We start from the raw sequence: 15,552 nt of genomic DNA on the forward strand, positions 1-15,552 counted from the left end.
TTCTTCATACAAATTCTGCTCCTGTAAGTTCTTTTCTCATTTCAACGATGTACGCCATTCCCGAGTCTCTTACTGATGTCACGAAAAAAACACGCACATTGGAATTGCTGCGATCCTGCTGATATCCCACCGTGTCACAGAAAAACCACGCGGGCTGGAACTATAAGGATCCCGCTGATGTCCCGCCATGTCACAGAACCATCCGTACCGCTCCGTAAATGCCCGCGTCATTTCCGAGCGTGGCAAGGACGAACTTTGTGTCCTCAGATGCATGAAAGGCATACTTTCTGTAATACTTCTGAATGGAGTCTGTGAGAATCGGGCCTGCCTTTGAGACACCTCCACCGATCACAAACGCCTGTGGATCGACGACAGCCGCAACCATCGCGAGACCTCTGCCCAGTATCTCCGCAGTGTAATCGACGATTTCAAGAGCCACCTTGTCTCCTCTCTTGGCAGCATCAAAAACATCCTTTGCCGTGATACTGTCCAGCCCTTTCAGCTCCGTCTCTTCCTTCGTGGAGGCAACGACAGCCTTTGCCGTATTGGCAATTCCGGTTGCGGACGCATACTGCTCCAGATGACCCTTTTTGCCACATCCGCAGACTCTTGTCTCCTGCGGATTCACCGGCATGTGTCCGATCTCTCCCGCAGCGCCGAAGGTTCCGTCCAGAATCTGCTCGTTGATGATGATTCCTCCGCCGACACCGGTTCCGAGTGTCACCATTACGATATCCTTGAACCCTTTTCCGCCGCCCTGCCACATTTCTCCTAGCGCGGCGACATTTGCGTCATTTCCTACCAGTACATTGATCTTGCCGTCAAAAAGCTGTTCCAGCTGATCCTTTACCGGAACGACATCCCATCCTAGGTTGACTGCGCGGTTCACGATCGATCTGTTCAGGATTGCTCCCGGAATGCCGATTCCGACTCCCTGAATCTCATCCAGACCGATTCCCTTATTTGACAGCATGCTCTTGATTGAGTCTGCAATGTCCGGAAGAATATTGCGTCCCCCGTCCTTCTTGTCCGTCACAATCTCCCATTTCAAAAGCAGATCTCCGGAAGTACGAAAAATTCCAATCTTGACTGTAGTTCCCCCTACGTCTACTCCGACTGCATATGGTTTCATATTTCAAACCTCCTGTTTTCTATTCTTTCAAAAATCCTTTTACTCTATATTTCTTTTACTCTCAGGCCCTCAAAGCCAAAGCCTATTCATTATCATACTTCATCTTCCGGGTTTATTCCAGAACACTTTCTGCGGTTCTGTTCATGAATAAACACATCCATATATGGCTCATTCCATCCGCGTCCGAGCAATCAGCTGGCCTCCATTTTCCTTCAGCCACCGGTCCCTTTCTCTGTAATCCGGAAGAATTTTCTCGACCTCATTCCAGAACAGACGGGAATGATTCATCTGCTTTCTATGGCACAACTCATGAACGATCACATAATCCTGCACATCCGGCGGAACAAGCATCAGCAGACAGTTAAAATTCAGATTTCCCTTCGCGGAGCAGCTTCCCCAGCGCGTCTTCTGGTTCCTTATGGTAATCCTTCCGTAGGTCACTCCGATCTCGGCTGCGTAAACAGCCACTCTTGGGGGGATGGTACGCGCTGCGAGTTCCGATAATTTACGGATTTCATCCTCCGTAATTCTTCCGTACGGATTCCGCGCCAGCTCTTCTTTTCTCTTCTCCATCCTAGCGGCGTTGCGCTCGATCCAGCCCTGGTTGGCCTCCACAAATCTCCGGATTTCATCATTCGTAGCAAAATATGGCGCGCGCACCACAATTCCGGCATCCGGAGTGATCTGAAGGCTCAGGGATTTTCGTCTCTTCCGGCTTCGGATTACTTTGTAATTCATGCCCTTCTTCCTTCCCTGAGAAAAATGTCATGCCCATTTACCTGGCAACACATAGGATAAATAATTTGCATGTTTCCATAGCCTGATATGATCGTCATGCGCATTTGTCTGGTCCACATATGATAAATCGTTCCACATACTGCAATAAGGCCCTGGTGCTCCGATTTTATCCGGCATGCATCCAAGGCCTTTTTTTACAGTCGCAGAAACAGACCGACTGAAGACTTATTTATTCTGTAGTCACAGGTGTATTGTCCTCTGTATTTTCGTTCTCAGCGGGCTCATCTACGTCTACGTCTGTGATTGATTCATTTTCCTGATCTTCCGGAATTTCTTCCTTCACCGGCGCGGTATCCTCTTCCGTATTACTGTCAGCCGCTGCTGCAAGTGCCTTTGCAGCCTTCTCGGCTTCGATCTCCGCATCGGTATCCAGTTTCAGGTTTCGGTAATATTTCATGCCGGTTCCTGCAGGGATCAGTTTTCCGATGATTACGTTCTCCTTCAGACCGATCAGGTGATCCACCTTGCCCTTGATTGCGGCGTCGGTGAGAACACGGGTAGTCTCCTGGAAGGATGCAGCGGACAGGAAGGAATCTGTCGCAAGAGATGCCTTTGTGATACCGAGAAGCAGTCTCTCGTAGGTCGCGCACTCCTTGCCTTCCTCTTCCATCTTTTCGTTCATATCCAGAACGTCAAGATAATCCATCATCTTGCCCGGAAGCAGGCCGGTGTCGCCGCCCTCTTCCACGCGGACTCTCTTCAGCATCTGACGAACGATAACCTCGATGTGCTTATCGCAGATATCAACACCCTGCAGACGGTATACACGCTGAACCTCTCCGAGCAGATAATTCTGAACGGCCTCAACTCCCTTGATACGGAGAAGATCATGCGGGTTGATGGAACCTTCGGTAAGCGGATCGCCTGCCTCTACTTCCTTGGTGGCGTCAGCATCCTCAAGCTCCTTCTTCAGCCTTGTTCCGTAAGGGATCAGGTACGTCTTTGAATTGCCTTCCTTATCGGTTACGACGATCTCACGTTTCTTCTTTGTATCCTTAAGCTGCGCGGTACCTGACATCTCTGTAACGATAGCAAGTCCCTTCGGCTTCCTGGCCTCGAAAAGCTCCTCGACACGGGGAAGACCCTGTGTAATATCAGCGGTACCTGCAACACCACCGGTGTGGAAGTTTCTCATGGTAAGCTGTGTACCAGGCTCACCGATGGACTGCGCTGCGATGATTCCGACAGACTCGCCGACCTGAACAACTTCTCCGGTCGCCATGTTCGCGCCATAGCACTTTGAGCAGATGCCAAGATGCGAACGGCAGGTAAGAATGCTTCTGATCTTCACTCTTGTGATCGGATTTCCATTCTCATCCACACCGTCAGACACAACCTTAGCCGCACGGCGCGGTGTGATCATGTGATTTGCCTTTACAATCACATTTCCGTCCTTGTCCTTGATCGTATAGCAGGAGAAACGGCCGGTGATGCGCTCTTCCAGAGACTCAACCATCTCCTTGCCCTCGGTGAACGCCTCGACCCAGATTCCCGGAATTTCCTTGCGGTTGACGGAGCAGTCCGGCTCGCGGATCATCAGGTTCTGTGATACATCGACCATTCGACGGGTCAGATATCCGGAATCGGCGGTACGAAGCGCGGTATCGGAAAGACCCTTACGGGCTCCATGTGCCGACATGAAATACTCCAGTACATCCAGACCTTCACGGAAGTTTGACTTGATCGGCAGCTCGATGGTATGACCGGTTGTATCCTGCATCAGGCCTCGCATACCTGCCAGCTGTTTGATCTGCTTATCAGAACCACGGGCTCCGGAATCCGCCATCATGAAGATATTATTGTACTTATCAAGTCCGCTCAGAAGAAGCTTGGTCAGATGATTATCGACTTCCTCCCATGTGGAGATTACTTCCTTATAGCGCTCTTCATCCGTGATCAGTCCACGCTTGTAGTTGCGGGTGATCTTGTCGACGGTTTTCTCCGCCTCCTCAAGCAGCTCCGGTTTTTCCTTCGGAACGGTCATATCCGAGATGGATACCGTCATTCCTGCGCGGGTCGAAATATGATATCCCATTGCCTTCACGGCATCGAGAACCTCAGCGGTTCTGGTCGCACCGTGGGTGTTGATGACCTTCTCCAGAATCTTCTTCAGATCTCCCTTTTTCACCATGAAATCAATTTCCGGAAGAAGCTCATTGCCCGGCACAGAACGATCCACGTATCCCAGATCCTGCGGAATGATCTCGTTGAAAATCAGACGTCCGAGTGTCGTCTCGACCACCTTGGAGATCTCATTTCCCTCAGCGTCCTTTCCATAGCGGCGGACCTTGATGATTGTCTGATACTTGATGTATCCGTTTTCATAAGCGAGCAGTGCCTCGTTGAGATCTTTGTAGAAGGTTCCCTCTCCGATCTCTCCGGGACGTTCCTGTGTCAGGTAATAGATTCCGAGAACCATATCCTGAGATGGAACGGCAACGACTCCACCGTCAGACGGCTTCAGCAGGTTGTTCGGGGAGAGAAGCATGAATCTGCACTCTGCCTGCGCCTCCTGTGTCAGCGGAAGATGCACGGCCATCTGGTCACCGTCAAAGTCGGCATTGAATGCGGTACATACCAGCGGATGAAGCTTGATTGCCTTTCCTTCGACCAGAATCGGCTCAAATGCCTGAATACCGAGACGATGCAGTGTAGGCGCACGGTTCAGCATAACCGGGTGCTCCTTGATGACATCTTCCAGTACATCCCAGACCTGCGGATCAAGCTTTTCCACCATCTTCTTGGCGTTCTTGATATTGTGTGCCATCTGTCTGAATACAAGTTCCTTCATGACAAACGGCTTGAACAGCTCAATGGCCATTTCCTTCGGAAGACCACACTGATAAATCTTCAGTTCCGGTCCATTGACGATAACGGAACGTCCGGAATAATCGACACGTTTTCCGAGGAGGTTCTGACGGAACCGTCCGTTCTTTCCCTTCAGCATGTCGGACAGAGATTTCAGCGCGCGGTTTCCCGGGCCTGTAACCGGTCTTCCTCTTCGTCCGTTATCGATCAGCGCATCTACCGCCTCCTGAAGCATTCTCTTCTCATTTCTGACGATGATATCCGGAGCTCCCAGATCCAGAAGTCTCTTCAGACGGTTGTTCCGGTTGATGATTCTGCGATAAAGATCGTTCAGATCGGAGGTCGCGAATCTTCCGCCATCGAGCTGTACCATCGGACGAAGATCCGGCGGAATAACCGGTACGCAGTCCAGAATCATCCACTCCGGACGGTTTCCGGACTCACGGAAGGCTTCTACCACCTCAAGTCTCTTGATGATACGGGCTCTCTTCTGACCGCTTGCCTGCTCCAGCTCTGTTGTCAGTTCTTCGTATTCCTTGTCCAGATCGATCTCACAGAGAAGCTCCTTGATTGCCTCAGCTCCCATTCCGACACGGAACTCATCCGGTCTGTACGTCTCAAGCGCCTCACTGTATTCGCGTTCTGAGAGAATCTGTTTCTTCATCAGCTTGGTATCACCGGGATCAAGTACGATATAGCTTGCAAAATACAGCACTCTCTCCAGTGTTCTCGGAGACAGATCCAGGATCAGGCCCATACGGGAAGGAATCCCCTTGAAGTACCAGATGTGGGATACGGGCGCTGCCAGCTCGATATGGCCCATACGCTCCCGGCGGACAGATGACTTCGTAACCTCTACGCCGCATCGGTCACAGATCACACCCTTGTAGCTGATCTTCTTGTATTTTCCGCAATGACACTCCCAGTCCTTGGTCGGTCCGAAAATCCGCTCGCAGAACAGTCCGTCTTTTTCCGGCTTCAGCGTACGATAGTTAATCGTTTCCGGCTTCTTGACCTCTCCATGAGACCACTCACGGATCTTATCCGGTGAAGCAAGGCCGATGCGAATGGCATCGAAGTTCAGCTGCTGATGCGTTCCTTCTTCTTTATTAACTGTTTCCGGCATTTATTTACCCCTTTCAGCATGTATATGAAATCCGTCGCGCCGCGGAAGTATCCGGCGCGGCACGGATCTACTACTCATTGGTTGACAGACACCTTGCAGGGTCTGCGCTCTCAGACCCCCGGCACGAATAAATTATTCATCCATGTCGTCATCAAGGCTTTCGATAAATTCCTCATCCTCATCGTCTGTGATGGTATCGTCGAGATCATTCTCACTGTCAACGAGCTCACCGTCCTTGAATTCCTGCTTTCCGAATCCGTGGTCGCTCAGTTCCTTGTCATCTGCTCTGTTGTTGTACCGGTCTGCATCCTCCATGATCTTGCGGAAGCTTGTATTCCCGTAGTCAACAGACTCCATAATCTTGACCTCTTCTCCGTTCTCATCCAGAACGCGGATATCGAGTGCCAGAGACTGAAGCTCTTTCAGCATAACCTTGAAGGACTCCGGAATGCCCGGCTCGGGGATGTTTTCACCCTTGATAATCGCCTCGTATGTCTTCACACGTCCAACGACATCATCGGATTTCACGGTCAGGATCTCCTGAAGTGTATAAGCTGCGCCGTATGCCTCCAGCGCCCATACCTCCATCTCTCCGAAACGCTGTCCTCCGAACTGCGCTTTTCCTCCCAGAGGCTGCTGGGTAACAAGGGAATATGGACCTGTGGAACGTGCGTGAATCTTATCGTCTACCAGATGATGCAGCTTCAGGTAATGCATGTGTCCGATTGTGGTCGGGCCGTCAAACGGTTCACCTGTCCGACCGTCACGGAGCTGAACCTTTCCGTCGCGGCGGATCGGAACGCCCTTCCAGAGTGCCCTGTGATCTCTGTGATCAGACAGATACTGCATAACCTCCGGCAGGAGGATATCCTTGTATTTCTCATAGAAATCATCCCACTCGCTGTTCACGTAGTCGTTTGCAAGCTCAAGGGTATCCTGGATATCCACCTCATTCGCGCCATCGAATACCGGCGTGGAGATATTAAAGCCAAGCGCCATCGCGGCAAGACTCAGATGTATCTCCAGAATCTGTCCGATGTTCATACGGGAAGGTACGCCCAGCGGGTTCAGAACGATATCGAGCGGACGTCCGTTCGGCAGGAACGGCATATCCTCGATTGGAAGCACGCGGGATACGACACCCTTGTTTCCGTGACGTCCGGCCATCTTATCACCGACAGAAATCTTTCTCTTCTGTGCAATGTAGATACGAACCGCCTGGTTCACACCGGGGGACAGCTCATCGCCGTTTTCTCTGGTGAATACCCGGGCATCCACAACAATACCGTACTCGCCGTGCGGAACCTTCAGCGAGGTGTCGCGGACTTCTCTTGCCTTTTCTCCGAAAATCGCACGAAGCAGACGCTCCTCGGCGGTCAGCTCGGTCTCTCCCTTCGGAGTTACCTTTCCGACGAGGATATCTCCGGCACGTACCTCTGCGCCGATGCGGATAATGCCGCGCTCATCCAGATCCTTCAGCGCATCATCGCCGACACCGGGAACATCCTTTGTGATCTCCTCCGGTCCGAGCTTGGTGTCGCGGGCCTCGCACTCATACTCTTCGATATGAATAGAGGTGTACACGTCATCACGCACCAGACGCTCTGACAGAAGAACCGCATCCTCGTAGTTGTAGCCTTCCCAGGTCATGAAACCGATCAGAGGGTTCTTTCCGAGAGCAAGCTCTCCGCCCGATGTGGAAGGACCATCCGCGATCACCTCTCCGGCGTCCACATGATCACCCTTGAAGACAATCGGCCGCTGGTTGTAGCAGTTGCTCTGGTTGCTTCGCTCGAACTTCATCAGATGATATACGTCGCGGCTTCCGTCGTCGTTATCCATGCGGATCTCGTAGGAAGTTGAATACGTGATGGTTCCCGCCTTCTTTGCGACAACGCAGACGCCGGAGTCAACGGCAGCCTTCTCTTCCATTCCGGTTCCGACAGCAGGTGCCTCGGTGAACAGAAGCGGCACGGCCTGACGCTGCATGTTCGATCCCATCAGTGCACGGGTCGGGTCATCATTCTGAAGGAAAGGTACGCACGATGTCGCGACAGAGAATACCATCCGCGGAGATACATCCATGTAATCAAACATGCTTCTGTCATAAGCCTGAGTCTCTGCCCGGAAACGTCCGGATACGTTATGATGAATGAAATGTCCATCTTCATCGAGAGGCTCATTCGCCTGCGCCACATGGTAGTTGTCCTCTTCATCGGCCGTCATATAGACAACCTCCTTCGTGACAACAGGGTTCTTGGGATCCGTCTTGTCAATGCGGCGGTAAGGTGCCTCGACAAATCCGTATTTATTGATTCTCGCATAGGATGCGAGGGAGTTGATCAGTCCGATGTTCGGTCCCTCAGGAGTCTCAACCGGACACATCCGTCCGTAATGCGTGTAATGAATATCACGCACCTCCATGCCGGCACGGTCTCTGGAAAGTCCTCCAGGTCCAAGGGCAGACAGACGTCTCTTATGTGTCAGCTCACCGAGCGGGTTGTTCTGATCCATGAACTGGGACAGCTGCGAGGATCCGAAGAATTCCTTGACGGCAGCTGTAACCGGCTTGATGTTGATCAGAGACTGTGCGGAAATCGTATCCAGATCCTGCGTGGACATTCTCTCACGCACAACACGCTCCAGTCTGGAAAGACCGATTCTGTACTGGTTCTGAAGAAGCTCTCCCACGCAGCGGATACGCCGGTTGCCCAGATGGTCAATGTCATCGTCATTTCCGATGCCATACTCCAGATGCATATTGTAGTTGATGGAAGCGAAGATGTCTTCCTTCGTGATATGCTTTGGAATCAGTTCGTGGATTCTGTCGCGGATCTCGTCCTTGATGTCTTCAATATCCGTATATTCGGAAAGGATCTCAGCGAGAACCGGGTAATAAACCTCCTCAGTTACTCCGACTTCCTCCGGATCTACATCCACCCATCTGGTGATATCCACTTCAAGGTTGGAAAGAACCTTGACATTGCGCTCCGGTGTCTCAATCCACACATACGGAACTGCAGCATACTGAATATCATCCGCCATCTCGCGGGTGACGGTCTGTCCCTTTTCCGCAATGATCTCTCCGGTCTCTGTATTGACAACATCCTCAGCCAGTACATGACCCGCGATACGATTCCGAAGAGCAAGCTTCTTGTTGAACTTGTAGCGGCCCACCTTCGCCAGATCATACCGACGGGGATCAAAGAACATGCCATTGATGAGCGTCTCGGCGCTCTCCACAGCGAGCGGCTCACCGGGGCGGATCTTCTTGTAAAGTTCAAGAAGGCCTTCCTGATAGTTCGTAGAGGTATCCTTTGTAAAGCTTGCCAGAATCTTTGGTTCCTCGCCGAAGTACTCAACGATCTCGGCGTTCGTTCCGATACCAAGCGCACGGATCAGTACGGAGATCGGAACCTTCCTGGTACGGTCCACACGTACCCAGAAAACGTCATTGGAGTCGGTTTCATATTCAAGCCATGCGCCACGGTTCGGGATAACCGTACAGGAATAAAGCTCTTTACCAAGCTTATCATGCGCAATGCCGTAATAAATTCCGGGAGAACGCACCAGCTGGCTGACGATGACACGCTCAGCACCGTTGATGACGAAGGTACCGGTTGCCGTCATAAGCGGGAGATCGCCCATGAAAATCTCATGCTCGCTGATCTCATCCTTTTCCTTATTGAAAAGGCGTACCTTTACCTTAAGTGGTGCTGCATATGTAGCGTCACGCTGTTTACACTCTTCGATGGAATACTTTACATCATCCTCACAGAGCTGGTAGTCCACAAACTCAAGACTCAGTTTCCCGCCGTAATCTTCGATCGGAGAGATGTCATCGAAAGCTTCCTTGAGACCGTCCTTCAGGAACCACTCATAGGAATCCTTCTGAACCTCGATCAGATTGGGCATTTCCAGAACTTCTTTCTGTCTCTGGTAGGTCATGCGAATGTTTCTGCCGCTGTGGATCAGACGTATCCTGTTTTTCTCCATTGACGTTTCACCCCTTGTGATATAATATGAAAATAAATTATGTCTCCCAAGCCCCCGGAGGGGCTTCGTTGACGGTAACTATACATGCCCATCTGAATCGTGAATTTGAACAAAATTTTTTTTGTTTTCAGGATGGTAGGCACATGTTGCCATAATAGTGCATTTTTTACAATAACACAGTCTGTCAAGCGTGTCAAATGAAATTTAATACAATTGAAACATATTTTTTCTGTTTTCCAGACACGAAAAGCGTCTCCGTCTCCGGAGACGCTTTTCCTTTTATACATTTTTAACACAATGTTCCTGTATCCGCTTTTTATTTTGCCCGGCACTCCGCGTCACCGTAAGGAAGATGCTCGTTGAAGTTTCTGGCATTTTCCATTGTGATCGCCGCAATTGCCTGCATCGCCTCCCGGGTGAAGAATGCCTGATGGGAGGTCAGAATCAGGTTCGGGAACATGGTGAGCCGAGCCACGATATCATTTGTGAGGAAATCATCGGAATGATTCGTGTATACATTGGCATCCTCTCCCTCATAGACATCGAGCGCCACTGCGTGGAACTTCTGCGCCTTCAGTCCGCGGATCAGAGCTTCCGCGTCTACCAGCCCGCCGCGGGAGGTGTTCACGAGCATCACATTATCCTTCATCATGGCGATCGTATCGTCATTGATGATGTGATAAGTCCCGCCTTCTCCCATGATCAGCGGAAGATGCAGAGAAATGAGATCCGCTCTCTGAAGCAGTTCATCCTTGCTGACATAGGTGAGCAGGCCCTCCTCTTCCAGCTTGCGATTCGGGAAGGCATCCCATCCGAGCACCGTCATGCCATATCCCTTGCAGATCTTCGCCATGCACTGGCCGATCTTTCCGGTTCCCATGATACCCGCAACCTTGTTGTGAAGGTCCACCCCGAGAAGACCGCTCAGCGCAAAATCATTCTCCTTCACCTTCAGGTATGCCTTGTGAATATGACGGTTCGCCGCCTGAATGATCGTCATCGCATGCTCGGCAACCGCGTAAGGGGAATAAGCAGGCACGCGAAGCACTGTGATTCCGCACTCCTTTGCCGCCTGCAGGTCTACATTGTTAAATCCTGCGCAACGCAGAAGGATCAGACGGACACCGCACTGACTCAGAGCCTCCACCACCTCGCGCGGCGCCTCGTCGTTCACGAAAATACATACCGCACGAAATCCTTCGGCCAGATGTACCGTCTCAGAAGTCAGCCTTGCTTTAAAATACTTGATCTCAACGTTATAAGTACCTTCTCCTTTATCTCTCGCAAGCTGACTGAAAAACATTCTGTCATAGTCCTTTGTCCCGAAGAAGGCGACCTTCAGAACGTCTACGTTCTTATCCTTTGCTGCGATCCCGTGAAACACATCAGAAATTTTCTCAATGGCTTCCTCTTCATCCGGGCCCTCCGCCGTAATATTCAAAACAGATCCCTTTGCCGCGTGAAGTTTGAGAATCTGAAGAACATTGTCGCCGCTCGCCACTTCTCCGTCACATTCTATGACAACCTCGCTTTTCAGCGCGGTACACGCCTGGGCAATCATTGCCGCCGGACGCGCATGAATTCCGAGAGGGGTTTTCACCGTATACTGTAAGCTTTTCATTCTTCTTCCTTTCTGATATGTACATCCGTACACATCTCTGTACTACCTGGCCGTCTCTTGTGCTACTTTTTTCGGGCTGTATGATTTTCTGTCGCCACATCTCATCGTCTTCCGTGACGCCGGATTCTCCGCCATGTCACCTGCCCGTTCAATTGTCCGTCACGATGCTGCATCCATGATATCATGTTCCCGGCAGTTTGAGAAGATACAAGTGGAATCGATTACAGCAGACTTCCCACAGCAAGAAACAGCGGCGCAAATACCAGAGATACAATCGTCATCAGCTTAATAAGAATATTAATCGACGGGCCTGACGTGTCTTTGAAAGGATCGCCGACGGTGTCTCCGACAACCGCTGCCTTGTGCGCCTCACTGCCTTTTCCTCCGAACTTTCCGCCTTCAATGTATTTCTTCGCATTGTCCCAGGCGCCGCCGGCGTTGCTCATGAAAATCGCCATCAGTACGCCTGTGAGCAGCGCGCCGGCAAGCATGCCTCCCAGGGCATCCGTTCCGAGGATCAGCCCAAGCACGATTGGGGAAGCCGCCGCGAGAATGCCCGGAAGGATCATCTCGTGAAGCGCCGCCTGTGTGGATATCCCGACACAGGATTTATAATCCGCACGGCTTGTTCCGGCCAGGATACCCGGATCCGCACGGAACTGCCGGCGCACCTCTTCGATCATCTTGTATGCCGCTTTCGATACGGATTCCATCGTAAAGGCAGAGAACAGGAAGGTCAGCATACCTCCGATAAAAAGCCCAATGATTACCTTCGGATCCATGATATCAATTTTCTCAAGATGAACCGCCTGCGCGTAGGACACAAAAAGCGCAAGTGCCGTCAGCGCCGCAGATCCGATCGCAAATCCCTTTCCGATTGCCGCGGTCGTGTTGCCCACCGAATCCAGGGCATCGGTAATCTCACGGACACTCTCATCCATGCCGGACATCTCGGCGATTCCGCCGGCATTATCCGCAATCGGGCCATATGCATCCACGGCAATCGTACTTCCGGCCGTTGCAAGCATTCCGACCGCCGCGAGGGCGATCCCATAAAGTCCCGCTGTGATATAGGACACAAAAATACCGACACAGATACAAAGAATCGGCACCATGACAGATTTCATACCGACCGCAAGTCCTGTGATGATGGTTGTGCCGGCTCCGGTCTGTGACTCCTCCGCGATCTTCCGGACGGATTTGTATTTGTCCGAAGTATAGATCTCTGTCATCTGACCGATCACAAACCCGACGAGAAGTCCGAATATCACCGCAACTGCCGGCCGGAATCCTCCAAACAGTGTCCTGCTGAGAATCAGCGAGGCAATAATAACCAGCAGATACGCGACATAGCTTCCCATGTTCAGCGCTTTCTGCGGGTTTCCATTCTCTCTTCCTCTGACAAAGAAAGTGCCGATGATAGAAGCGGCTATTCCGCATGCCGCAATCATAAGCGGATAGAAGGCGCCCGCCTCCCCGAAAGACGCGATTCCAAGCGTGACCGCCGATACGACTGCGCCTACATAGGATTCAAACAGGTCCGCGCCCATACCGGCCACATCACCGACATTATCTCCGACATTGTCCGCAATCACCGCCGGGTTGCGCGGGTCATCCTCCGGGATATTGTTCTCAACCTTTCCGACCAGGTCTGCGCCGACATCTGCCGCCTTGGTGTAGATTCCGCCTCCCACACGTGCAAATAGCGCAACCGAGGACGCGCCGAGGCTGTAGCCAAACAGCACATCCGCATTGCCGCTGATCAGATAGATCAGGCTGGCTCCCAGTATACCAAGACCAACCACGCAGAAACCCATGACGGCACCTCCATGATACGCAATGGAAAGGGCCTTTGGCATTCCGGATTTCCCTGCCGCATTCGCGGTACGGACATTGGCCAGCGTAGCGACCCGCATTCCGAAGAAACCAGCCAGCACTGAAAATGCCGCTCCGATCAGAAAGCAAACAGCCTCCAGCCAGTTCTGCAGTGCAAATCCCAGAATAAAAAACAGAACCGCGACAAAAACCGCCAGTACCTTGTACTCTGAGGCGAGAAACGCGCTCGCTCCCTCCCGGATCGCAGCCGCGATTTCCTGCATACGCTCCGTTCCTGCCTCTTCCTTCCTGACGGATCCTGCCATACAGGCCGCGAAAATCAGTGCAACAGCACTGATAACCGGCACCAGAACCAAAATACTCTTTGACATTTCTTCCCCTCCTTACTCAGCAATCCGCAGCTTATAAAGTTTGTTATGCCCCGCTCGCAGGGCATCTGGGTTTACGGGGTTAAACACTGTCTATTTCCCCGTTTTCCTTTAATTATACTACTTTTTGTTCATATCACCAACAATATTTAGAAAAGAAGCTCCCTCGTATATTTAGAAAAGGAGCTTCCTCGTTCATGAAACGAAGAAGCTCCTTGTGCATATTGTGGTGCCCTGCCTGCGGGGCATGACGATTTATAATTACCAGTTTGTCGCAATGTCAAGCTGTGTCGGGTTCGCGGCAGCGAATCCGCCGGTATCGACCACGATTCCCATTCCGAGACTCGTCGCGATCAGAGATCCTCTCGGTCTGACACCTAGATTTGCCGCAACCATTACATAACTTCCAAGCATCTTGACTCCGTCGGACCGCACCCAGTACTCATCGGTATTGCCCATACTTCTCATGATGCTGACGACACCAGACATATCCATGTTATAATAGGTTTCCTGCCCGCTCGGGCCTTCGATCCGGCCGGCAGCCGCCGTAAGTGCCGCGCCTGAATAAGTACTCGATGTCGTCGTACTCTCCGCAGGAGCTGCCTGCGTGGGAGCAGGAGCTGCAGTCGGCGTCGGCGTTGCCGCAGCCGCTGCAGTACCCGTACCTGCCGATGACGTCGTGTTACTCCCGGATGCCGGCATCGACGATTTCGATTCCGGAGCAGCAGCCTCCTGGGTCTCCTGCTCTGAAACAGCCACCTGCGTCGAGGTTCTCGCCTTTTCCGCTGCTGCCGCATCTGCAGCGGCCACCTCATCTGCCGCCTTCTCATTCAGCGCGTCAATATTGGCCTGCTGTTCCTGTATACTTGCCAGAAGATCCGCCGCTGCATTCTGCTCGCCTTCCAGAGAATCCGCATACTCCTGTACGTCTTCACGAGTGGAATCCACAAGACTCTGTATCTCTTCCCGTTTGCTCTTGCTCTGTTCCTGAAGACCGGCGATTTGATCCGCCTCCTTCTTCACCTCTTTCTGCTTCTCGGTAATCGTCTCGCAGATCTCGCTGTACTCCTTCAGAACTTTCCTGTCATAGCTCGTGAGCTCAGACACGTTTGTGCTTTCATTCAGGAAATCACTGAAGTTACCGGAGGAAAAGAGCGTCTCAAGCGCACCTGTTCCGGTTCCATTCTCATACATATATTTGATCCGGAGTGCCATGTTCTTCGCCTGAACACTCTCCTCCGCCTGCGCATCGGCAAGTTCCTGATTCACGGTATCATATTCTTCCTGGGTAGCGCTGTACTTCTGCTGAAGCTCATCCAGCTGCTGATTCAGATCCGTCAGCTGATCATTGAGATCCTGCAGATATTCCTGTGCATTATCCTTCTTTGCCTGAAGCTCGCTGATTCTGTCCTGCGCGCTATTGTATTCAGATTCTGCCGCGCTCTTCTTCGCCTCAGCCGAATTGATCTCATCCTGCGTAGAAGCCGCTGCCGGATAAGTTCCAAAAGCCCCCGACAGCAGCAGAGCTGCAGAAAGTGCCGCAGGTAAAAATCGTTTCATTCCCTTCATAAATGTACACCTCAGATTTAGAATCGTTTTCCTTCTCTCAAGGAATGAAGCAATTATAACATATGTACCGTTCTATTAAAAGTGTTTTGTAACCTTTTGTAACTTTTCCGCAATATTTTTACTGTAATCGCCGTTTTTTAGTGTCCTGTAACGGCAATCCGTTTTCCCAACGTGCGCCCGCCGGGCACACATCGAGTAGGAGAAAGTCTCCAGTGGAGACTTTCGTCCTCTCACACCACCGTGCGTACCGTTCGGTACACGGCGGTTCATAAGTTTTCAGCTACTTTCAAATACTGGG

General features: G+C 51.6%; 7 protein-coding genes. All 7 read right to left on the reverse strand.

Features of this window, described 5'->3' with window-relative positions:
- Positions 1 to 190: 190 nt before the first annotated feature.
- Complete coding sequence (locus ACTNDI_RS01150; protein ID WP_441098916.1) at positions 191 to 1,132, reverse strand: ROK family glucokinase; 942 nt, start codon at positions 1,130 to 1,132, stop codon at positions 191 to 193.
- 168 nt (positions 1,133 to 1,300) lie between these two features.
- Positions 1,301 to 1,870: a M48 family metallopeptidase gene (locus tag ACTNDI_RS01155; protein ID WP_441098917.1), complete on the reverse strand. Its 570-nt coding sequence runs from the start codon at positions 1,868 to 1,870 to the stop codon at positions 1,301 to 1,303.
- A 229-nt stretch (positions 1,871 to 2,099) separates the two neighbouring features.
- A complete protein-coding gene (gene rpoC, locus ACTNDI_RS01160) occupies positions 2,100 to 5,864 on the reverse strand; it encodes a DNA-directed RNA polymerase subunit beta' (protein WP_441098918.1) in 3,765 nt (1,254 codons plus the stop codon).
- Positions 5,865 to 5,996: 132 nt separating this feature from the next.
- On the reverse strand, positions 5,997 to 9,860 hold the full coding sequence (gene rpoB, locus ACTNDI_RS01165) for a DNA-directed RNA polymerase subunit beta (protein WP_441098919.1): 3,864 nt from the start codon (positions 9,858 to 9,860) through the stop codon (positions 5,997 to 5,999).
- A gap of 316 nt (positions 9,861 to 10,176) precedes the next feature.
- Positions 10,177 to 11,481, reverse strand: a complete 1,305-nt coding sequence (locus tag ACTNDI_RS01170) for a fused HPr family phosphocarrier protein/2-hydroxyacid dehydrogenase (protein WP_441098920.1) — start codon at positions 11,479 to 11,481, stop codon at positions 10,177 to 10,179.
- Between the two features lie 221 nt (positions 11,482 to 11,702).
- Entirely contained in the window at positions 11,703 to 13,688 is a 1,986-nt protein-coding gene (locus ACTNDI_RS01175; RefSeq protein WP_441098921.1) for a sodium-translocating pyrophosphatase, read from the reverse strand.
- A 258-nt stretch (positions 13,689 to 13,946) separates the two neighbouring features.
- Positions 13,947 to 15,254 carry a murein hydrolase activator EnvC family protein gene (locus tag ACTNDI_RS01180; RefSeq protein ID WP_441098922.1) on the reverse strand — a complete coding sequence of 436 codons (1,308 nt, stop codon included), beginning with the start codon at positions 15,252 to 15,254 and terminating at the stop codon, positions 13,947 to 13,949.
- Positions 15,255 to 15,552: the final 298 nt, after the last annotated feature.

It is taken from the genome of Bilifractor sp. HCP3S3_D3 (genome assembly GCF_052063915.1).
In the GTDB taxonomy this organism is placed as follows: domain Bacteria; phylum Bacillota; class Clostridia; order Lachnospirales; family Lachnospiraceae; genus Bilifractor.

Bases quoted from the DNA above. Each gene is read 5' to 3' on its own strand.
- ACTNDI_RS01170 (WP_441098920.1), bottom strand. From the start codon at position 11,481: ATGAAAAGCTTACAGTATACGGTGAAAACCCCTCTCGGAATTCATGCG.
- ACTNDI_RS01150 (WP_441098916.1), bottom strand. From the start codon at position 1,132: ATGAAACCATATGCAGTCGGAGTAGACGTAGGGGGAACTACAGTCAAG.
- rpoC (WP_441098918.1), bottom strand. From the start codon at position 5,864: ATGCCGGAAACAGTTAATAAAGAAGAAGGAACGCATCAGCAGCTGAAC.
- rpoB (WP_441098919.1), bottom strand. From the start codon at position 9,860: ATGGAGAAAAACAGGATACGTCTGATCCACAGCGGCAGAAACATTCGC.
- ACTNDI_RS01155 (WP_441098917.1), bottom strand. From the start codon at position 1,870: ATGAATTACAAAGTAATCCGAAGCCGGAAGAGACGAAAATCCCTGAGC.
- ACTNDI_RS01180 (WP_441098922.1), bottom strand. From the start codon at position 15,254: ATGAAGGGAATGAAACGATTTTTACCTGCGGCACTTTCTGCAGCTCTG.
- ACTNDI_RS01175 (WP_441098921.1), bottom strand. From the start codon at position 13,688: ATGTCAAAGAGTATTTTGGTTCTGGTGCCGGTTATCAGTGCTGTTGCA.